This is a genomic window from Raineyella fluvialis (assembly GCF_009646095.1).
Taxonomy (GTDB): Bacteria; Actinomycetota; Actinomycetes; order Propionibacteriales; family Propionibacteriaceae; genus Raineyella; species Raineyella fluvialis.
The window spans coordinates 3,578,951-3,598,393 of sequence record NZ_CP045725.1; the positions used below are offsets into that span (position 1 = coordinate 3,578,951).

The window sequence follows — 19,443 nt, forward strand, 5'->3', positions numbered from 1 at the left end:
CCTACCCGGCCCGTCCCCGAGCTCAGGCTCCTGTCGCGTGCAGCCCGCCGTCGACGTGGATGACCTCGCCGGTGGTCATCGGGAACCAGTCGGAGAGCAGGGCGACGACGGCCTTGGCCGTGGCGGTGGCGTCGGTGGGATCCCAGCCGAGCGGCGCCCGGTCGGCCCAGACGTCGTTGAACTCGTGGCCGCCGGGGATGGCCTTCTTCGCCAGCGTGTCGACAGGACCGGCCGACACCATGTTCGTCCGGATCCCCTCCGGTCCCACGTACCGGGCCATGTAACGGCTTGCGGCCTCGAGGGCGGCCTTGGCGACGCCCATCCAGTCGTACGTCGGCCATGCGAGGGACCCGTCGAAGGTCAGGCCCACCACACTCGCCGGGCCGCTGATCAGCGGCTTGCAGGCGCGGACCAGAGAGACCAAGGAGTAGGACGAGGTGTGCAGCGCGGTCGCCACGTCGTCCCAGCCGGTGCTCATGAAGCCACCACCCAGCGCGGTCTGCGGGTTGGCGTAGGCGATGGCGTGAACGATGCCGTCGATCCGGTCCACGTGCTCACGCAGGACGTCGGCGAGCCCGTCGAGCTGCTCGGGATCGGTGGCGTTGAGCTCGAGCACCGGCGGCACGGGATCCAGCTTCTGGACGACCCGGCGGGTGAGGCTCATCGCTCGGCCGAAGTTGGAGACGATGACCGTCGCACCCTCCGCCTGGGCGATCTCCGCGACCTTGTAGGCGATGGACGTGTTCATCGTGACGCCGGTGACGAGGATGTTCTTGCCCTCGAGGATTCCCATACTCTGCTCCTGTCCTGCTGTCGATGCTTGCTGTCAGTGACCCATGCCGAGGCCGCCGTCGACGGGCAGCACGGCACCGGAGATGTAGCCCGCCGCATCCGACGCCAGGAAGGCGACCGCGTTGGCGATGTCGTCGGCCTCACCGAGGTGACCGACCGGGATCTGAGCGTTGTACTTGGCGACCAGGTCCTCGCCGAGGCCTGCCGTCATGTCGGTACGGATGAACCCGGGCGTCACGACGTTGGCGGTCACTCCCCGCGATCCGAGCTCGCGGGCGACGGAGCGGGCCAGGCCGACCAGACCCGACTTCGAGGCGGCGTAGTTCACCTGGCCGGCGCTGCCGATCAGCCCGACGACGGACGAGATGAGGACGATGCGTCCGAAGCGCGCCTTCATCATGGCGCGGGCGGCCCGCCGGACGACCCGGAAGGTGCCGGTGAGGTTGGTGTCGATGACGGCGTCCCAGTCATCGTCCTTCATCCGCATCAACAGGGTGTCGCGGGTGATGCCGGCGTTGGCGACGAGCACCTCCACCGGGCCGAGCTGCTGCTCGACGGTCGCGAAAGCGGCCTCGACCTGGGCCTGGTCGGTGATGTCGCAGGCCACTCCGAGGACGCCCTCCGGCACCTCCCCGTTGCGCGACGTCGCCGCGACCCGGTAACCCTCGGTGACGAGCCGGGCTGCGATGGCACGCCCGATGCCGCGATTGCCACCCGTGACGAGGGCGACGCGCCCCACGGCCGGGGCTTCAGATCCTGTGCTCACCGGCCACACGCTAGCAGCCACGCCTGCTGCGCCCCGTCCCCAACCCGTACGGCGGGAAGGACGGCCGCCTCCGACGCCCTCGAGCCCTCCTGCCGGGCTCCCGTGCGGCCTATAGTGACGGGGTGGCAAGGTCAGGTGGCCGACGAGGCGGGCCGGGGAGACACCATCCCCCACTGATCACCAGCGCTCCCCACAATCCGGAGGAGGACCTCAACCGCCGGCAGATGCAGTATCTGGGGCTGATGTCGCTTCGCGTGATCTGTTTCGTCGCGGCGGTGTTCCTGCACGGCGTGTGGCGTTGGGTCGCAGTCGCCGGAGCCGCCGTCCTGCCCGCGATTGCGGTGGTGATCGCGAACGCGGTGGACCTGCGGCTGAACCGGACCACCGATCTCCCACCGGTCCCGCCCGAGGAGGTCGATCGCCCCGCCTTGGAGAATCCCGAGACACCACCCGTGATCATCCCCGGAGAGTCAGAACCGGGCCAGGAGCACAAGGGCCGGGCCCCCGACGTGGGCGAGGGCGACGATCCGCTCAGCCCCCGATCGCCGACATCGGACGATCCGGCTGGAGGAAGCTCGGATCATTGATCCCGTGTCCGGGGTGCTTGCCGGCGACGGCCCGGACCCACTGCTCGGCGATCTCCTCATCCGACGCGCCCGACCGCAGTGCGGTGCGAAGGTCGTCCTCGGTCCGGGAGAAGAGGCAGTTGCGGATCTGTCCGTCGGCCGTCAGCCGGACCCGGTCGCAGGCTCCGCAGAACGGGCGCGACACCGAGGCGATGACGCCGACCAGCTGGGACGTGTCCCCGACCCGGAACAGCTCGGACGGTGCGCTACCCCGCACCGTGCCCTCCGCGGCGACCGGCCGGAGGCCATGACCCGCCAGCGAGGCGAGGATCTCGTCGGCGGTGACCATGCGATCGCGGCGCCAGCCGTGCTGGGCATCCAGCGGCATCTGTTCGATGAACCGGAGCTGGACGCCTTCACGTCCGGCCCAGTCGACCAGGGCGGGGGCCTCGTCGTCGTTGAGTCCGCGCATCAGCACGGAGTTGATCTTCACGGGCTCGAGCCCGGCCTCTTTCGCCGCGCGGATGCCGGCGAGCACGTCGGCATGCCGCCGGCGCCTGGTCATGACCTGGAAGCGCGCCGGGTCGAGGGTGTCGAGCGAGACGTTGATCCGGTCCAGACCCGCGGCCTTGAGGTCGCCGGCACGGCGGGCCAGACCGATCCCGTTCGTCGTCAGGGCGATCGTGGGGCGGGGTGTCAGGTCGGCGACGGCGGCGATGATCTGCGGCAGGTCCTGGCGCAGCAGCGGCTCTCCGCCGGTGAGTCGTACGCTGCCGATGCCGAGACGCTCCACGCCGATCCGCACCAGCCGGACCAGTTCGTCATTGGTCAGCAACTGGTCGTCCGGCATCCAGTCGAGGCCCTCGGGCGGCATGCAGTACGTACACCGGAGGTTGCATCGGTCGGTGAGGGACACGCGCAGGTCCGTGGCGACCCGCCCGTAGGCGTCCGCCAACGGCAGCATGGTTCGTACGATCCCGGCCCGAGGCATGCCTGGAGTCTAGGTCAGGCCCCCCTGGGGTGAGCCAGACCCCACTGGAAGCTCACAGGAGCGCCCATGCCATGATCGAGACACACCGACCCGGCTGGAGGAGAACGATGACGGAGGAGTGGGCGAGTCTCAGGGATTGGATCGACATCCTGGCCCATCACATCGACACCGGTGACTTCGAGTTGAGCAAGGACGACATCCTGACCATCCTCGACCTCGCCCGGGACGCGTCGCACCAGGTGGAACGCGCCGCGTCCCCCCTGACCATGTTCCTGGTCGGCGTGGCGGTCGGTCGTGGCGGCAGCCTTGGCAAGGTCGCCGCCCAGACCACGGCACTGGTCCTGAGCCTCGACGACCGTCAGGCGGAGACCGACGAGGCTGAGGCCGACGACATGGACGCCGACCTGCAGTAGCGGCTCGCCGCGGCGACGGATCCGTCCGCCCTCAGCCCGCGGGACGTGCGGCGCTGCTGCGGTGGGTGGCGACTACTCTCGTGGGGTGGGCACGTACTGGAAGCGCTGGGTCGGCTTGGTCATCTTCGCCGTCGTGCTGGTGACCGCGTTCATCCAGCTCGGCGACTGGCAGTTGCGCCGGCTCGGGGAGAAGCGTGCCCGCAACGCCACAATCGTCAGCCAGCAGCAGGCACCGGTGGCGGACTTCGCTGAGGTGTTCGGTCAGCCCATCTCGCCCGACAAGCAGTACCGACGGGTCCGCGTCGAGGGCACGTTCGACGCCTCCCACCAGGTGCAGGTGCGCTACCGGACGACCACCGACGGCACCACCGGCTACGAGGTGGTCGTGCCACTGCAGACAACGGCCGGCCAGTGGGTCCTGGTCGACCGAGGGTTCGCCCCACGCCCCAAGGACGGGCCGCTACCCGACGCTGCGAGCATCCCCGCCCCGCCCTCGGGCGTCGTCACGATCGAGGGTTACGTGACCGCGGACGAGCCCGGCCCACAGAACGCCATCGTCCCTGTCGACGGCTCGACCCGACTGGTGAACCCGCCGGCGATCGCGGCCTGGTCCGGGCGACCGCTCGTCGACGGCTATCTCAACGCGACCTCCATCGCCCCCGCCCAGGAAGGGGGCTCACACCCGTCGCGCTGCCCGAACTCAGCGAAGGACCCCACCTGTCGTACGCGATCCAGTGGTTCTGTTTCGCGACCATCGGGATCGTCGGCACGTTCATCCTGATCGGCAAGGACGCCCGGGAGATCATCACCGGGCGTCGACGCCGGCGTGAGCGCGCCGCCGCCACGGCCGCGGCAGCGAACTCCGACAGCGCCTCGGCCGAGCCTGTGACCGGCACCGCCGCCCGCTGACACCCACGATGCTCGCCGACGTCGCCGCGCTGCTGCGCTGCCCGCAGTGCCCCGAGGACGACGAGTCCGCGCTGGTCCTCGAGCGACGTACGCTCCGCTGCCCCCGAGGACACAGTTTCGACGTCGCCAAGCAGGGCTACGTCAACCTGCTGGGCGCGGCGGTCCCGCACCACGCCGACACCGCGGCGATGGTGGCCGCCCGCGACCGGTTCCTCGGCTCGGGAGCGTACGCACCGATCCGCGACGCCCTCCGGGCCCGTGTCCACCCCGTCGAGCCCGACGACGCGGGCCGGCCCCTGACCGTCCTCGAGGCCGGCGCCGGCACCGGCTACTACCTGGCCGGGGCCCTGGGCGAGCGCGACCGAGGCCTCGCCCTCGACATCTCTCCCGCCGCCGCCCGCCGCGCCGCCCGGGCGCATCCCCGGATCGGGGCCGTCGTCGCGGATACCTGGGCCGGGCTGCCGGTCCGCTCCGGCACGGTCGACGTCCTGCTCGCGGTCTTCGCGCCGCGCAACCCGGCGGAGTTCGCCCGCGTCCTCTGCCCGCAGGGGCGGGCGCTGGTGGTGGCGCCGCTGCCGGACCATCTCGCCGGCCTGCGCGAGGCGCTGGGACTCCTGGAGATCGAGGCCGACAAAGAGGCCCACCTGCTCGCCCGGATGGCGGGGTACCTGGTGCCCGACGGTCATACCGACATCCGGTTCAGCCTGCGCCTGACCGAGGCGGCCGTGGCTGACCTGGTCGGAATGGGACCGAACGCCTTCCACGACCGTTCCGGCGAGGCCGGGCCGCTGCCGGACGAGGTCGGGGTGGCCGTACGGCTCTGGGAGTTCATCACGGCCTGAGCGATGGGTCCGCCAGCCCGACCGGACGCTGCGTCACCCGGTGACAGTGCCGGTGCTGCGGTCGGGCTCGGCGAACTGGGTGCGGTAGAGCTCGGCGTAGGCCCCTTCGCGGGCGAGCAACGCGGTGTGGGTGCCGCGCTCCACGATCCGGCCGCCCTCGACGACCAGGATCTCGTCCGCGTCGCGGATCGTGGACAGCCGGTGCGCGATCACCAGGCTGGTGCGATGTTCCATCGCGGCGTCGAGAGCTCGTTGCACGGCGGCCTCCGAGTCGGAGTCCAGGTGGGCCGTCGCCTCGTCGAGGACGACGATCGGCGGGGCCTTCAGCAGCAGCCGGGCGATGGCCAGACGCTGCCGCTCGCCGCCGGAGAGCCGATAGCCGCGCTCCCCCACCAGGGTGTCCAGACCGTCGGGCAGCTGCCGCACCAGGTCCGCTATGTGCGCGGCCTCCAGCACCCGCCACAGGTCCTCCTCGCTCGCCTGGGGCCGGGCGTAACGAAGATTCTCCCGGACCGTGTCATGGAACATGTGCGCGTCCTGGGTGACGTAGCCGACGGCCCCCTGCAGGGCGGAGGTCCGCAGGTCGCGCACGTCGGTCCCACCGATCCGTACGACGCCGTCGGTGACGTCGTAGAGGCGAGCGATGAGGTGGGTCAGGGTGGTCTTACCGGAGCCGGAGTGCCCGACGATCGCCGTCGTACTGCCCGGCGCCACCCGGAACGAGACGCCTTTCAGCACCGGCCCCCGGCGTGGTGCTCGGGCACGGTCACCGACTCGAGGGACGCCAGCGACACCTCCTGGCCATGGGGGTAGGCGAACCAGACGTTGTCGAACTCCACCGACGCCTCGGTGCCCAGTGGTCGGGCGTCCGGCTTCTCGGCGATCGCGGGACGCAGGTCGAGGATCTCGAACACCCGCTCGAACGACACCAGGGCGCCCATCACGTCGATGCGGATGTTCGTCAGCGCCGTGAGCGGTCCGTAGAGCTGGGTGAGCAGGCCGGCCAGGGCGGTGAGGGTGCCGACGGTCAGCGTCCGCCGACCGCCATCACGCCACCGACCCCGTAAACCAGCGCCGTCGCGAGCGCGGCCACCAGGGTCAGCGCGGTGATGAAGAACCGCCCGTTCATCGCCATCGCCACCGAGACCTCGCGGACGCTCGAGGCGCGTGCGGCGAAGCGGTCGTGCTCCTCCTCGGGGCGACCGAAGAGCTTCACCAGCAGGGCTCCCGACACCGAGAACCGTTCGGTCATCATCGCCGACATCTCCGCGTTGTCGCTCATCTGGCGCCGGGTCAGGTCCGCCAGCTTGCGGCCCACCACCCGCGCCGGGATGACGAAGATCGGCAGCAGCACCAAGGCACCAACCGTCAACTGCCAGCTGAGCGCCAGCATCGCGGCCAGGGTCAGGAGCAAACCGAACACGTTCGACACGGCGCCGGACAGTGTCGAGGTGAACGCCCGCTGGGCCCCGATGACGTCGGAGTTGAGGCGCGACACGAGCTTGCCGGTCTGGGTCCGGGTGAAGAACGCGACGGGCATGCCCGAGACGTGGTCGAAGACGGCGGTGCGCAGGTGGAAGATCAGCCCCTCACCGATGGTCGAGGAGCACCAGCGCTGGACCAGCCCGAGCGCGGCGTTGACCACTGCCACGCCGGCCACCGCCAGCGCCATCTCCACCACGATCCGGCGATCGTGACCGAGGACGCCGCGGTCGATGATCTCGCGGAACAGCAGCGGCGGCGCCACCGCCAGACCCGCCTGCACGATGACCACACCGATGAACACGGCGATCAGGCCCCAGAAGGGCCGCGCGTACGCGACGACCCGCCGGAAGGTGCCCTTGGACAGCTTCTGGTCTTCCAGCGAGCCGCCCTTCGACATCTGCCGCATCACGTGGATGGGAGAGGACATACTCACCGGTGGCCGGACTTCTTGGTCGACTTCTTGCCGGATTTCCGCGTGCCCGACCCTGATTTCTTGCCCGCGAACGGTGGATCGCCCGCTGCCCCGGCCGCCGCCTTCGCCGCGGCCGCCTGCTTGCGGCGGGCCTTGGCAGCGGCAGTCGCGACCTTCTTCTCCCAGGCCTTGTCCTTCTTCCTGACGAGCACGCTCAGGGGCGGGGTGGGCAGGCCCCAGCGGGTCAATCCGGGTGATCGGGCGAGGTCGCGGATCACGTCGCGCGTGGCTGTGGTCTGCACGGCCGGGTCGAGGGCAGCGCCGGTGCCGGGAGGAGCGGTGTCGCCCGGAGAGGGACCGACGACCGCTTGGTCGTCGAGTTGACGCGGCTGGGTCGCGGAGCCGGCGGGACTCTCGACGGGGTCGGTGCCGCCCTGCGACGAGGAGGCAGCGACGGCGTGGAGACGCAGGGAGACCCCGGCCTCCCGGAGCAGACTCTCGACGAAGGCCTCGGTGCGGCCGCTGTCCTCGGCGAGGGACGCGATCGTCCTCCCGTTGCGGTAGCGCCGGACGTACGTCAGCATCAGCCGCTCCCGAGCCTCACCGCTCAGCCGCGAGCCGTTGCCATCCGGTACCATTCCGCCTCCCGCCTCGTCCGACTGGACGCCCATGCTACCAGCGTGCCGAGCCCGGTCAGCCGGCTCGGGACGAGGCGCCGGGCCCGGCATCGGCCCCGCTGAGCGCGGGCCCGATCAGGCCAGCGAGATGAGCTCGGCGTACTCGGGACTCCACAGATCCTCGTCCCCGTCGGGCAGCAGCAGGACGCGGTCGGGTTCGAGTGCCTCGACGGCGCCCTCGTCGTGGGTGACGAGCACGATCGCGCCGGCGTACGTGTTGATCGCGTTGAGCACCTCCGCCCTGGAGGCCGGATCGAGGTTGTTGGTCGGCTCGTCGAGCAGCAGCACGTTCGCCGCGGACACCACCAGCATCGCCAGGGCGAGGCGGGTCTTCTCACCACCGGACAGCACGCCGGCCCGCTTGTCGACGTCGTCACCGGTGAAGAGGAAGGAGCCGAGGATCTTGCGGACCTCGGTGTTGTTGAGGTCGGGCGAGGCGGAGACCATGTTCTCCAGCACCGTGCGGGAGACGTCGATCGTCTCGTGCTCCTGCGCGTAGTAGCCGATCCGGGCACCGTGGCCGAGGATCACCTCTCCGGTGTCGGGGTCCTCCAGGCCGGCGAGCATCCGCAGCAGCGTCGTCTTGCCGGCACCGTTGAGGCCGAGGATGACGACCTGGGATCCCTTGTCGATGGCCAGGTCCACGCCGGTGAAGACCTCCAGCGAACCGTACGACTTGGACAGGTTCTCCCCGCGGATCGGTGTCTTGCCGCACGGGGCGGGCTGGGGGAAGCGGATCTTCGCGACCCGATCGGCCTGACGCTCCTCGTCCAGCCCGGCCAGCAGCTTCTCCGCGCGCCGGGCCATGTTCTGGGCCGCGACAGCCTTGGTGGCCTTGGCCCGCATCTTGTCGGCCTGCGCCATCAGCTGGTCGGCCTTGCGCTCCGCGTTCTGCCGCTCGCGCTTGCGGCGGGCCTCGTCGGCGGCCCGCTGGGTGAGGTAGCGCTTCCAATCCATCGAGTAGATATCGAGGACCGCGCGGTTGGCATCGAGGTGGAACACCTTGTTCACCGTCGCGCCGAGCAGGGCCGTGTCGTGGGAGATCATCAGCAGGGCCCCGGAGTAGGCCTGCAGGAAGCCTCGCAGCCACAGGATGGAGTCGGCGTCCAAGTGGTTGGTCGGCTCGTCGAGCAGCAGGGTGTCCGCGTTGGAGAAGAGGATGCGGGCGAGTTCGACGCGGCGGCGCTGACCGCCGGAGAGGGTCTTCAGTTGCTGGCCGAGCACACGGTCGGGCAAGGCGAGGTTCGCGGCGATCCGGTGGGCCTCCGACTCGGCGGCGTACCCCCCGGCCGTCAGGAACTGGGTCTCCGTCTTGGCGTACGTGGCCATCGCGGCGTCCCGGACGTCATCCTCGGTGGCCTCGGCCATCGCGAGCTCGGCGGCCTTCATCCGGCGCAGGATGTGGTCGAGCCCGCGGGCACCGAGGATGCGGTCGCGGACGAGTTCGTCGGGATCGCCCGAGCGGGGGTCCTGGGGCAGGTAGCCGATCTGGCCGCTGCGCTGCACCTCACCACCGGCGGGCAGGGAATCGCCGGCCAGGATCTTCGTCATGGTCGTCTTGCCGGCGCCGTTGCGGCCGACCAGCCCGACCTTGTCGCCCGGCGAGACCTGGAAGGAGACGGGTTCGAGGAGAAGACGGGCTCCGGCACGGACTTCGAGATCGCGGGCAATCAGCACCGCGCCATCCTATGCCCGGCCCGGATGGACGGCCGATTCGTCGTTCGGCCCATCGTGCGAGCGACGGACGTGGTGGCGAGCGCGGCGGGAGGCGTCCCGGAACATCAGTGCGCCGACAGAAAAGCACAGGACGCCGGCCGTCGCCCGGGGCGCCCCGGGATGGAGGACCGTCCCGGCGTGGTAGATCAACCAGAACCCGAGGATGAGCAAGGCCATCGCGGCGATCGCCAGCCGCTTGCGCGGCTCGTCCCCGAGGTCCGGGACGAGTCCTCGCTCGACCAGGCTGATCAGCGGGAAGAGACCGATCATCAACGGCACCGCGAGGGCGAGGATGACAGGGCGCCCCATCAGGACGGGTGCGGCGGCGCGGTAGTGCAGCGCGAAGGGGTAGAGCAGTCCGATGGCCAGGGCGATGATCGGGCCGTGCCACAGGTAGATGGTGACGGCCAGCGCGTTCAGTCGTCCCAAGACCTGGTTGAGCACCTGGCTGCGGGCGAGTGCGGCGCCGAAGCGGCGTTCGACCAGGGCCAGGACCGCGGTCTGCGCGACGGCCAGCACGGCCATCGCGGCGGTGGGCGGGACCAGGTTCGCGACCCACTGGTCCCCCAGCCCCACGGCGCTGCGCGGGTAGTAGTCGACGGCGAACAGCAGCATCAGAAGGGCGAGCACCGCCCCGACGAGGGTCGCCCAGACGACGGCCACCGGCCCGGTGCGCCACCACCCACGGTGGTAGGCGATGCCCAACTGGTGCACGAACAGCCAGACCGCCACGTAGTTGGCGTCAGCGGCCCAACCGATGCCGAGGACGAAGCGGACGACGTCGACGGCGATCGCGGCGACACCGAGCACCAGCAGGACCTGCACCCCCAGAGGTCGTGCGCCATCACCATCACCGGTGCGAGCATGACGACGACGAGGTAGACGAGCAGGAACCACAGCACCTCGGTCAGCTTGCGGGTGCCGACGACCGCCGTGTCGAGGTTCCCGAGCCAGGCGACCACCGTTCCGATGGCTGTCCAGACCGCGATGTAGAACACCAGCGGGCCGAGCAGCCGGCGGGCCCTCGCGACGAGGAAGGTGCCGTAGCTGCCACCTTCAGCCCGGTGACGGTCGAGGACGTGGGTGTTGGCGAAGCCGCCGGCCACGAAGAACAGCGGCATGACCATGACGAACCAGCTCAGCGCCCAGCCGACCGGGCCGGGAGAGCCCACGAACGTCCTGATCAGGCCGCCGCTGCCGACCGAGGCGGGGTCCACCCCGAAGAGCATCAGGTGGAACCCGACGACCACCAGGATGGACAGCGCTCGCGCAGCGTCGATGGGGACGTTGCGCGGGGAGGTGGCGGTCACGGACTTCACTCCTCCATTCAACCCCACGTGGCAACGCGAGGGAGTGAATGACTCAGACGTTGAACCCCATCGCCCGCAGCTGGTCGCGGCCGTCGTCGGTGATCTTGGCGGCGGTCCACGGCGGCATCCACACCCAGTTGATGTGCAGGCCGTTGGCCAGTCCCTCCAGGGCCGCGTCCGCCTGGTCCTCGATCATGTCGGTGAGGGGGCAGGCGGCGCTGGTCAGGGTCATGTCCACGACGACGCTGGAGTCCTCCTCGACGTGGACCCCGTAGATCAGGCCGAGGTCGACGACGTTGATGCCGAGTTCGGGGTCGACGACGTCCTTGAGGGCCTCGAGCACCTCGTCCTCGTTCAGTCGGCTCGAGGAGCCGATGACGGCCGGGGCGGCCAGCTCCTGGGTCACCGGGGTGGCGGGGGCATCACCCATGAGTTCGCGGTCCCGGACCATGTCCGCGGGGCTCTCGACGGATTCGGTCATACCCGGTCCTCCTTCGTGGTGGGTTGGGCGGTGGAGGTCGCGCGCATCAGCGCATCGCGCAGCGCGGACCAGCTGAGCAGGGCGCACTTGACCCGAGCGGGGAACTTCGAGACGCCGGCGAAGGCGATGCCGTCCTCGAACTCGTCCTCGTCGGGCTCGATCCGGCCCTGGGATTCCATCATTTCCTTGAAGTGCGTGTAGAGCACCTGTGAGGACTCGATGCTGCGACCGATGACCAGGTCGGTCATCACGGACGTCGATGCCTGGGAGATCGAACAGCCCTCCCCCTCGTACGACACATCGGTGATGGTGTCGCCGGCCAGAGCGACCCGCAGGGTCAGCTCGTCGCCGCAGCTCGGGTTGACGTGGTGCACCTCGGCGGCGTACGGATCCCGCAGGCCACTGTGGTGCTTCTCCTTGTAGTGGTCCAGGATGATCTCCTGGTACATCTCCTCGACGTTCACTCGGCGGCACCTCCGGCGTGGGTCGACGTCCGGTGACGCGTACGCGACGCGGAGCGCGGCCGGTTGAAGAAGTCCCGGGTGTGGTCGAGGGCCTCCGCGAGGGCCTCGACCTCAGCCTCGGTCGTGTAGAGGTAGAACGACGCGCGGGTGGACGACTGGACACCGAACCGGTCGTGCAGCGGCCGGGCGCAGTGGTGGCCACCGCGGACGGCGACACCGCGCGCGTCCAGCATCGTCATCACGTCGTGCGGGTGGACCCCTCCAATGTGAACGAGATCGCACCGCCCCGGTCGACCGCCTCGGTCGGCCCCAGGATGCGCAGCCCCTTGACGTCCGTGAGGCGCCGCAGGGCGTACCCGGTGATCTCCTGCTCGTGCGCGGCGATCCGCTCCATCCCGATGCCGGTCAGGTAGTCGATGGCGGCCGACAGCATGACCGTCTCGGCGATCGGCGGGGTGCCGGCCTCGAACCGGTACGGCGGCGGGGCGTACGTCGACCCCTCCATCCGGACGACCTCGATCATCTCGCCGCCGCCCAGGAACGGCGGCAGCTCCTCGAGCAGGTCGTAGCGGCCCCACAGGACGCCGAGCCCGGTCGGGCCGACCATCTTGTGACCGGTGAAGGCGACCAGGTCGGCCTCCCACGCCTGCACGTCGGTGGGCATCTGCGGCACCGACTGAGACGCGTCGACCACCAGCACCGCGCCGACGGCGTGCGCCATCCGGGCGATGTCGGTGACCGGGTTGATCGTGCCGAGGACGTTGGACTGGCGGGTGATCGCCACGACCTTCGTCCGCTCGTTGACCAGGCCCTCCTCCTCGGCCTTGGCCAGGTCGAGACGGCCGCCCTCGGTCACGTCGAACCAGCGCAGGGTGGCGCCGGTCCGCTGGCAGACCAGCTGCCAGGGCACGATGTTGGAGTGGTGCTCCATCACGGAGACCACCACCTCGTCACCGGGGCCGAGCCGGGAGCCGAGGGTGTTCGCGGCGAGGTTGAGGGCCTCGGACGCGTTCTTGGTGAAGACCACCTCGCGGGCCCCGGCGGCACCGATGAAGCCGGCGATCTTCGCCCGTGCCCCCTCGTACGCCGCCGTGGCCTCCGCGCCGAGCATGTGCATGGCGCGGGCGACGTTGGCGTTGTGGCTGGAGTAGAAGTCGGACAACGCGGCGACCACCTGGCGGGGCTTCTGCGAGGTGTTCGCCGAGTCGAGGTAGACCAGCGGGTACTCGCCGACGGTCCGCTGCAGGACCGGGAAGTCCTGGCGGATCGCGTCGACGTCGTACGCCACGGAGGTCAGGGTGTCAGGCATCGACGCGCGCCGCCTTCACGTACTTGTCGTAGCCCTCCGCCTCGAGCTCGTCGGCCAGTTCCGGGCCGCCCTGGGTGACCATGTGACCGTCGACGAAGACGTGGACGACGTCGGGCTTGATGTAGCGCAGGATCCGCGTGTAGTGGGTGATCAGCAGCACGCCGCGGTCACCCTGTTCGATGAACCGGTTGACGCCCTCGGAGACGACGCGTAGCGCGTCGATGTCGAGGCCGGAGTCGGTCTCGTCGAGGATCGCGACCTTCGGGTTGAGCAGCTCGAGCTGGGCGATCTCGTGGCGCTTCTTCTCACCACCGGAGAAGCCCTCGTTGACCGAGCGCTGCGCGAACGACGCGTCGAGGTTCATCTGGGCGAGGGCCTCGGTGACCTGCTTGGTCCAGGTCCGGATCTTCGGCGCCTGGCCGTCGATCGCGGTCTTCGCGGTGCGGAGGAAGTTCGCCACGGAGACGCCGGGCACCTCGACCGGGTACTGCATGGCCAGGAAGAGACCGGCACGGGCCCGCTCGTCGGTGGTCATCGACAGGATGTCGTCGCCGTCGAGGGTGACGGTGCCGCCGGTGACGGTGTACTTCGGGTGACCCGCGAGGGTGTACGCGAGGGTCGACTTGCCCGAACCGTTCGGGCCCATGATGGCGTGGGTCTGGCCGGCCCGGATGGTGAGGTCGACGCCCTTGAGGATGGGCTTCGGGCCGTTGTCGGTCTCCACCTGGACGTGCAGGTCGTGGATCTCGAGGGTTGCCATGGATGGTCTCCTGTGTGCGAAAGCGTCTGGGAAGTCTGGGAAGGGAGGGATCAGGCCTGGACCGGGGAACCGATGGTCGCCGAGAGTTCCTCGGTGACCGCCGCCAGCAGGCGCTGCTCGATGTCGGGCACGCCGATCTTGTTGATGATCTCGGTGAAGAAGCCGAAGACGACCAGGCGGCGGGCCTCCTCCTCGGAGATGCCACGGCTCTGCAGGTAGAACAGGTGCTCGTCGTCGAAGCGGCCGGTGGTGGCGGAGTGCCCGGCACCGGCGATCTCACCGGTCTCGATCTCCAGGTTGGGAACGGCGTCGGCACGGCACCCGTCGGTCAGGACCAGGTTGCGGTCCGACTCGTAGGTGTCGATCCCCTCGGCCGACTTGCGGATGAGTACGTCACCGATCCACACAGTGTGCGCACCCTGGCCCTGCAGCGCCCCGCGGTAGTCGACCTTCGAGACCGACTTCGGGGTGGCGTGGTCGACGAGCAGTCGGTGCTCGAGGTGCTGGCCCGCGTCGGCGAAGTAGATGCCGTACTGGTGCAGTTCCCCGCCGACGCCGGCGTAGTCGGTGGTCTGGGTCAGCCGGACGAGCTCGCCGCCGAGGGTGGCGGTCACCGCGGTCACCTGGGCGTCGCGGCCCACCTCGATCGAGGTCTGGCCGGTGTGGACGGCATCGTCGTCCCACAGTTGCAGTTCGACGAGGTTGACGGTCGCGCCCTCACCGACCAGGACGGAGACGTACGCGTCGTACGTCGCCGAACCGAAGTGCTCCAGGACGATGGTGGCCTTGGCGTGGTGCCCGACAGTGATCGCCACGTGCTCGTGGACGACCGTCTCCGCGCCCTGACCGGTGAGGCCGAGGATCACCGGCGCGGTGAGTTCGGTCTCGGCCGGAACGTCGACCCGGACCGCTCCATCGGCGTTCGCGGCCGCGAGGACCGCGAGCCGGTCCATCGGCGCACGCCCACCCAGGGCACGGGCCTCCTCGCCGGAGATCCGGGTCAGGGTGACCCCCTCGGGCAGGCTCGACTCCCAGCGCAGCTTGGCCCCGGTGCCGTCGGCCTCGAGCAGGCCCCGCAGCCGCTTCAGCGGGGTGAACCGCCAGATCTCCTCGCGCCCCTTGGGGACGGGGAAGTCGGCGACGTCCCAGGAGGGCGTGGCGTGCAGGTGCGAGGCGACCTTCGGCAGCGTGGGGACGCGCGGGACACTCACCGTCTCGGCGGCGGGACGCCCGGCGGACAGGCCTGGGGTGGAAGCGGTATCGACGGACAACGGGATCACTTTCTCGGGTCGTACGGGGTGGGGCGGTCGGGGTCCGGGGTCAGCCGACGGCCCCCTCCATCTGCATCTCGATCAGGCGGTTGAGCTCCAGGGCGTACTCCATCGGGAGCTCCTTGGCGATCGGCTCGACGAAGCCGCGCACGATCATCGCCATCGCCTCGTCCTCGGCCATGCCGCGGGACATCAGGTAGAACAACTGGTCCTCGGAGACCTTCGAGACGGTGGCCTCGTGGGCCATCGACACGTCGTCCTCACGGATGTCGACGTACGGGTAGGTGTCGGACCTGGAGATCGTGTCGACCAGCAGCGCGTCACAGCGCACCGAGGACTTCGAGTTGTAGGCCCCCTCCTCGACCTGGACCAGACCCCGGTAGGAGGACCGGCCGCCGCCGCGGGCGACCGACTTCGAGACGATCGAGCTGGACGTGTTCGGCGCCAGGTGGACCATCTTCGAGCCGGTGTCCTGGTGCTGGCCCTCGCCGGCGAAGGCGATGGACAGGGTCTCGCCGCGGGCGTGCTCACCCATCAGGTACACGGCCGGGTACTTCATCGTGACCTTCGACCCGATGTTGCCGTCGATCCACTCCATCGTCGCGCCCTCCTCGCAGGTGGCGCGCTTGGTGACGAGGTTGTAGACGTTGTTCGACCAGTTCTGGATCGTCGTGTACCGCACCCGGGCGTTCTTCTTGACGATGATCTCGACCACGGCGGAGTGCAGCGAGTCGGACTTGTAGATCGGGGCGGTGCAGCCCTCGACGTAGTGCACGTACGAGCCCTCGTCGGCGATGATCAGCGTCCGCTCGAACTGACCCATGTTCTCGGTGTTGATCCGGAAGTAGGCCTGCAGCGGGATCTCGACGTGGACGCCCTTCGGCACGTAGATGAACGAGCCGCCGGACCAGACCGCCGTGTTCAGCGAGGCGAACTTGTTGTCGCCCGACGGGATGACGGTGCCGAAGTACTCCTCGAAGATCTCCGGGTGTTCCTTCAGGCCCGTGTCGGTGTCGAGGAAGATGACGCCCTGGCGCTCGAGCTCCTCGTTGATCTTGTGGTAGACCACCTCGGACTCGTACTGCGCGGCGACACCGGCGACGAGCCGGGCCTTCTCCGCCTCGGGGATGCCGAGCCGGTCGTAGGTGTTCTTGATGTCCTCAGGCAGGTCCTCCCAGGACTGCGCCTGCTTCTCGGTGGAGCGGACGAAGTACTTGATGTTCTCGAAATCGATGTCGCCGAGCTCGGCGCCCCAGCTCGGCATCGGCTTGCGCTCGAACAGCTTCAGCGCCTTGAGCCGGCGCTGCAGCATCCACTCGGGCTCGTGCTTGAGGCCGGAGATGTTCGCCACGACCGCCGCGCTCAGGCCACGTTCCGCCGCCGCACCCGCCTTGTCCGGGTCGTGCCAGCCGTACTCGTAGTGGCCGAGCGCATCGATCTGCTCGGCCTGCGTGAGCTGCGGCTCGTTGGTCACCTGCGTCATCGGTCAGCCCTCCTGGTGGGTGGCATGGGTGGTGGCACGCCCCGCGGGAGCGGGCGCGTCGGAATGGGTGCGCACCGCGGGAGCGGGCGCGTCGGTTCGGGGGTGGCGGCGACCCGTGAGGACCGCCGCGTCGGGGATGTGGGTGGTGCAGACACCGTTGCCGTCGGCGATGGTGGCCAGCCGCTGGACGTGGACGCCGAGCAGTCGGGAGAAGACTTCGGTCTCAGCGGCACACAACTCGGGGAACGCCACGGCCACGTGGGAGACCGGGCAGTGGTGCTGGCACAGCTGCTCACCGGTCCGGGAGGGCTGCATGGTGGCGACGTATCCCTCGTCGTTCAGTGCCCGGGCCAGCGCCTCCGGGGCGGCGATCGCCGTCCCCTCGGACGCGGCCTCCTCGAGGATCACCTGGTAGCGCCGCACCACGTCGGACACGCGGTCCTCGGCGAACCGTTCGATGGCGGGGTCTCCCGCCATGGCCTGCAACTGGCGCAGCGCCTGGATCGCCAGTTCGTCGTAGCTGGACGGGAAGTGCGCACGCCCTGCGTCAGTGAGCAGGAAGACCTTGGCGGGCCGTCCACGTCCACGGGATCCGTAGACACGCTCCTCCTCGCTGCGCAGGTCACCGTCCTCCTCGAGGAAGGCGAGGTGGCGGCGGACGGCGGCAGGAGTGAGATCGAGCCGTTCGGCGAGCTGGCCCGCGGTCGACGGCCCGTGCTCGAGGATCGAGCGGACCACCCGCTCCCGGGTCGTCCGCTCGGCCTCCCCCACACTGGGGGTGGGCAGCGGCGTACGCTCCGCCGCGGTGGCCGTCGCGCCACCGGACGGACGTACCGCGTCCACCCGGGAAGATTTCACAACGCCATTGTTGTCTTAATCACCGGGAAGTCAAAACAGCAGCGTGCCGTTCCCGGATACCGGACAGCGGCACCGTGCACTCCCGTTCAGACGCGTCCCTGGAGGAAGTCGCCCACCAGGGCGGCGAACGGCGCCGCCTTCTCGATCTGGGTCCAGTGCCCACAGTGACCGAAGACGTGCAGCTGGCTGTCGTCGATCCAGTCGAGCAGGGTCGTCGAGTTGGACAGCGGGATGACCTTGTCGTCGCGCCCGTGGACGATCAGCGTCCGGTGCCCGATCGTACGGACCTCGGCCTCGGTATGGGCCAACCCGTCGACCCCCTGCTGGCGGGGTGCGGGGAACATCGCCGAGAAGGCCTCCTGCGCCCCCGGGCGCACGCTCGCCTCGTAGCGCATCCTGACCAGGTCATCGGTGATCAGCGACGAGTCGTACGCGAACGTCGACCGCATCAGGTCGTCCATCGTCTCCAGCGACGGCTCGTAGCCCCAGACCCGGTCGAGACCCTCGGTGAGTTCGAAGGGGACCCCGGCCGCGCCCATCAGGATCACCTTGTCGACCCGCTCGGGGTGGTGGATCGCCAGGGAGAGGGCCATCGACCCGCCGAAGGAGTTACCCACCACCGAGGCCTTCTCGATACCCAGCGCGTCCATGAACGCGATCATCTGGTCCAGCCAGACCTGGCGGCTGTAGGTGATGCCGTCCGGGACCCGGCTGTAGCCGAAGCCGGCGAAGTCGGGCGCCAGCACGCGGAACTTCGGTGACAGGGCAGCGATCAGCAGGCGCCAGTTCGCCCACGCGCTGACGCCGGGGCCGGACCCGTGGAACAGCAGGACGGGTGCCCCTTCGCCGATGTCGTGGTAGTTCGTGACAATGTCCCCGGTCTGTACGGATTGGCCGATCTCGGGGTTCTGTTCGCTCATGCTGGTCGTTCCTTTCGAGCCGCGTCGTTGCTGGCCCGGTGGGTGGCGGGATCCGTTTCAGGCTAGAAGGGCGGCGGACGAGGCGTCCGGTCGTTTCCGTCCTGACGAACGGGGACCTACGGCGATACCGGGGAGCGGAGTGCCGCAGCAGCGAGCCGCATGCTGGTCGCCTGGAGCCGCTGGGACAATCAAGCGCTCGGCCACCCGCTCTCGCCGCGTGGCAGCCACACCCGCTGGTCCACCCGCCATCCCTCACCCGTTTCTCAGTCGGCGCCGACCTAGACTCATCGGGTGCTCGACTCCCCCGACGCCCTCGAGATCGACGACCTGGTCGTACGGCTCGGTGGGCGCACCATCATCGACTCCCTTTCCCTGCGTGCGGAACCCGGTCGGGTGACCGCGCTGCTGGGCCCCAACGGCGCGGGGAAGACGACCCTGATCCGCTGCTGCACGGGCATCCTCACCCCGGACGCCGGCGCGATCCGGATCATGGGCGACGACGCGGCCGCGGCCTGCCAGCAGGGCCGGGTCGGCATGATGCCGCAGACGACCGGCGCATGGTCCGGGGTCCGGCCACTGGAGTTGCTGCGCTACCTGGCGTCACTGCACGCTCATCCGCTGCCCATCGAGCCGCTCGCCGAGCGTCTGGGCCTGCATGAGTTCGCCTCCACCCCGTACCGACGGCTCTCCGGCGGCCAGCAGCAGGCCGTCAACCTCGCCGGCGCGCTGGTCGGCCGGCCGGAGCTGGTCTTCCTCGATGAGCCGACCGCGGGCATGGACCCGCACTCGCGCCGGTCCGTCTGGTCGCTCGTCCACGACCTGCGTGCGGCCGGGGTCTCGGTCCTGCTCACCACGCATCTGATGGACGAGGCGGCCGAGCTGGCCGATCGCATCTGGATCATCGACCATGGGCGCATCGCCCTGTCCGGGACGGTCGAGGAGTTGACCGCCGACGGCCGCTCGCTCGAGGACGTGTTCCTGGCGAACACGGACAGCCGGATGCGCCCATGAGGAACAC

General features: G+C 69.7%; 21 protein-coding genes and 1 pseudogene. 5 read left to right on the forward strand and 17 right to left on the reverse strand.

Features of this window, described 5'->3' with window-relative positions; all coding sequences use genetic code 11:
* Positions 1–22: 22 nt before the first annotated feature.
* Positions 23–793 (reverse strand): enoyl-ACP reductase FabI, encoded by a 771-nt coding sequence (gene fabI / locus Rai3103_RS16520; protein ID WP_153573485.1) that lies wholly within the window; start codon positions 791–793, stop codon positions 23–25.
* Between the two features lie 33 nt (positions 794–826).
* On the reverse strand, positions 827–1,558 hold the full coding sequence (gene fabG, locus Rai3103_RS16525) for a 3-oxoacyl-[acyl-carrier-protein] reductase (RefSeq protein WP_228489008.1): 732 nt from the start codon (positions 1,556–1,558) through the stop codon (positions 827–829).
* 122 nt (positions 1,559–1,680) lie between these two features.
* Here fabG and Rai3103_RS16530 point away from each other — a divergent pair, with 122 nt between their 5' ends.
* Positions 1,681–2,145, forward strand: coding sequence for a DUF3099 domain-containing protein (locus tag Rai3103_RS16530; RefSeq protein WP_194793182.1), 465 nt, complete (start codon positions 1,681–1,683; stop codon positions 2,143–2,145).
* On the opposite strand, the gene moaA is transcribed toward Rai3103_RS16530, so the two are convergent.
* Complete coding sequence (gene moaA / locus Rai3103_RS16535) at positions 2,090–3,115, reverse strand: GTP 3',8-cyclase MoaA (RefSeq protein WP_228489009.1); 1,026 nt, start codon at positions 3,113–3,115, stop codon at positions 2,090–2,092. The two genes, Rai3103_RS16530 and moaA, sit on opposite strands and share 56 nt — an antisense overlap.
* Before the next feature lie 107 nt (positions 3,116–3,222).
* Here moaA and Rai3103_RS17090 point away from each other — a divergent pair, with 107 nt between their 5' ends.
* From Rai3103_RS17090 to Rai3103_RS16550, 3 genes are all read left to right on the forward strand, one after another.
* Positions 3,223–3,528, forward strand: a complete 306-nt coding sequence (locus Rai3103_RS17090) for a DUF6457 domain-containing protein (RefSeq protein WP_194793183.1) — start codon at positions 3,223–3,225, stop codon at positions 3,526–3,528.
* Between the two features lie 85 nt (positions 3,529–3,613).
* Complete coding sequence (locus Rai3103_RS16545) at positions 3,614–4,309, forward strand: SURF1 family protein (protein WP_194793184.1); 696 nt, start codon at positions 3,614–3,616, stop codon at positions 4,307–4,309.
* Positions 4,310–4,445: 136 nt separating this feature from the next.
* Positions 4,446–5,279 carry a putative RNA methyltransferase gene (locus tag Rai3103_RS16550; RefSeq protein ID WP_153573488.1) on the forward strand — a complete coding sequence of 278 codons (834 nt, stop codon included), beginning with the start codon at positions 4,446–4,448 and terminating at the stop codon, positions 5,277–5,279.
* Between the two features lie 33 nt (positions 5,280–5,312).
* Here Rai3103_RS16550 and Rai3103_RS18845 read toward each other — a convergent pair whose 3' ends face one another.
* From Rai3103_RS18845 to Rai3103_RS16615, 14 genes and pseudogenes are all read right to left on the reverse strand, one after another.
* Positions 5,313–6,017, reverse strand: a complete 705-nt coding sequence (locus tag Rai3103_RS18845) for an ABC transporter ATP-binding protein (protein WP_338420038.1) — start codon at positions 6,015–6,017, stop codon at positions 5,313–5,315.
* Positions 6,011–6,220: a hypothetical protein gene (locus Rai3103_RS18850; protein ID WP_338420039.1), complete on the reverse strand. Its 210-nt coding sequence runs from the start codon at positions 6,218–6,220 to the stop codon at positions 6,011–6,013. Before Rai3103_RS18850 ends, Rai3103_RS18845 begins: the two co-directional genes overlap by 7 nt.
* Positions 6,221–6,306: 86 nt before the next feature.
* Positions 6,307–7,170, reverse strand: coding sequence for an ABC transporter ATP-binding protein (locus Rai3103_RS18855; RefSeq protein ID WP_338420040.1), 864 nt, complete (start codon positions 7,168–7,170; stop codon positions 6,307–6,309).
* Positions 7,171–7,193: 23 nt separating this feature from the next.
* On the reverse strand, positions 7,194–7,847 hold the full coding sequence (locus Rai3103_RS17095; protein WP_194793185.1) for a helix-turn-helix domain-containing protein: 654 nt from the start codon (positions 7,845–7,847) through the stop codon (positions 7,194–7,196).
* 81 nt (positions 7,848–7,928) lie between these two features.
* Entirely contained in the window at positions 7,929–9,530 is a 1,602-nt protein-coding gene (gene abc-f / locus Rai3103_RS16565; protein WP_153573489.1) for a ribosomal protection-like ABC-F family protein, read from the reverse strand.
* 653 nt (positions 9,531–10,183) lie between these two features.
* Positions 10,184–10,879 carry an acyltransferase family protein gene (locus tag Rai3103_RS16575; RefSeq protein ID WP_194793186.1) on the reverse strand — a complete coding sequence of 232 codons (696 nt, stop codon included), beginning with the start codon at positions 10,877–10,879 and terminating at the stop codon, positions 10,184–10,186.
* A 52-nt stretch (positions 10,880–10,931) separates the two neighbouring features.
* Positions 10,932–11,285, reverse strand: coding sequence for a metal-sulfur cluster assembly factor (locus Rai3103_RS16580; RefSeq protein ID WP_277873030.1), 354 nt, complete (start codon positions 11,283–11,285; stop codon positions 10,932–10,934).
* Positions 11,286–11,356: 71 nt separating this feature from the next.
* Positions 11,357–11,824 (reverse strand): Fe-S cluster assembly sulfur transfer protein SufU, encoded by a 468-nt coding sequence (gene sufU, locus Rai3103_RS16585; RefSeq protein ID WP_153573493.1) that lies wholly within the window; start codon positions 11,822–11,824, stop codon positions 11,357–11,359.
* Positions 11,821–13,112, reverse strand: a pseudogene (locus tag Rai3103_RS16590) (cysteine desulfurase). The gene sufU and the pseudogene Rai3103_RS16590 overlap by 4 nt, the downstream one beginning before the upstream one ends.
* A gap of 13 nt (positions 13,113–13,125) precedes the next feature.
* Positions 13,126–13,893 (reverse strand): Fe-S cluster assembly ATPase SufC, encoded by a 768-nt coding sequence (gene sufC / locus Rai3103_RS16595; RefSeq protein WP_153573494.1) that lies wholly within the window; start codon positions 13,891–13,893, stop codon positions 13,126–13,128.
* A gap of 50 nt (positions 13,894–13,943) precedes the next feature.
* Positions 13,944–15,164: a Fe-S cluster assembly protein SufD gene (gene sufD, locus Rai3103_RS16600; protein WP_228489010.1), complete on the reverse strand. Its 1,221-nt coding sequence runs from the start codon at positions 15,162–15,164 to the stop codon at positions 13,944–13,946.
* Between the two features lie 49 nt (positions 15,165–15,213).
* Complete coding sequence (gene sufB, locus Rai3103_RS16605) at positions 15,214–16,647, reverse strand: Fe-S cluster assembly protein SufB (protein WP_153573495.1); 1,434 nt, start codon at positions 16,645–16,647, stop codon at positions 15,214–15,216.
* 3 nt (positions 16,648–16,650) lie between these two features.
* On the reverse strand, positions 16,651–17,505 hold the full coding sequence (locus Rai3103_RS16610; protein ID WP_228489011.1) for a helix-turn-helix transcriptional regulator: 855 nt from the start codon (positions 17,503–17,505) through the stop codon (positions 16,651–16,653).
* An 86-nt stretch (positions 17,506–17,591) separates the two neighbouring features.
* Positions 17,592–18,425 (reverse strand): alpha/beta fold hydrolase, encoded by an 834-nt coding sequence (locus Rai3103_RS16615; RefSeq protein WP_153573496.1) that lies wholly within the window; start codon positions 18,423–18,425, stop codon positions 17,592–17,594.
* Between the two features lie 291 nt (positions 18,426–18,716).
* Between Rai3103_RS16615 and Rai3103_RS16620 the strand changes: the two genes are divergently transcribed.
* Positions 18,717–19,436, forward strand: coding sequence for an ABC transporter ATP-binding protein (locus Rai3103_RS16620; RefSeq protein ID WP_153573497.1), 720 nt, complete (start codon positions 18,717–18,719; stop codon positions 19,434–19,436).
* Positions 19,437–19,443: the final 7 nt, after the last annotated feature.

What these genes read in the sequence shown, in the direction of transcription:
- fabI (WP_153573485.1), bottom strand. Translation starts at nt 793, where the DNA reads ATGGGAATCCTCGAGGGCAAGAACATCCTCGTCACCGGCGTCACGATG.
- moaA (WP_228489009.1), bottom strand. Translation starts at nt 3,115, where the DNA reads ATGCCTCGGGCCGGGATCGTACGAACCATGCTGCCGTTGGCGGACGCC.
- Rai3103_RS17090 (WP_194793183.1), top strand. Translation starts at nt 3,223, where the DNA reads ATGACGGAGGAGTGGGCGAGTCTCAGGGATTGGATCGACATCCTGGCC.
- Rai3103_RS16550 (WP_153573488.1), top strand. Translation starts at nt 4,446, where the DNA reads ATGCTCGCCGACGTCGCCGCGCTGCTGCGCTGCCCGCAGTGCCCCGAG.
- Rai3103_RS18850 (WP_338420039.1), bottom strand. Translation starts at nt 6,220, where the DNA reads ATGGGCGCCCTGGTGTCGTTCGAGCGGGTGTTCGAGATCCTCGACCTG.
- Rai3103_RS18855 (WP_338420040.1), bottom strand. Translation starts at nt 7,170, where the DNA reads ATGCGGCAGATGTCGAAGGGCGGCTCGCTGGAAGACCAGAAGCTGTCC.
- Rai3103_RS17095 (WP_194793185.1), bottom strand. Translation starts at nt 7,847, where the DNA reads ATGGGCGTCCAGTCGGACGAGGCGGGAGGCGGAATGGTACCGGATGGC.
- sufC (WP_153573494.1), bottom strand. Translation starts at nt 13,893, where the DNA reads ATGGCAACCCTCGAGATCCACGACCTGCACGTCCAGGTGGAGACCGAC.
- sufB (WP_153573495.1), bottom strand. Translation starts at nt 16,647, where the DNA reads ATGACGCAGGTGACCAACGAGCCGCAGCTCACGCAGGCCGAGCAGATC.
- Rai3103_RS16615 (WP_153573496.1), bottom strand. Translation starts at nt 18,425, where the DNA reads ATGAGCGAACAGAACCCCGAGATCGGCCAATCCGTACAGACCGGGGAC.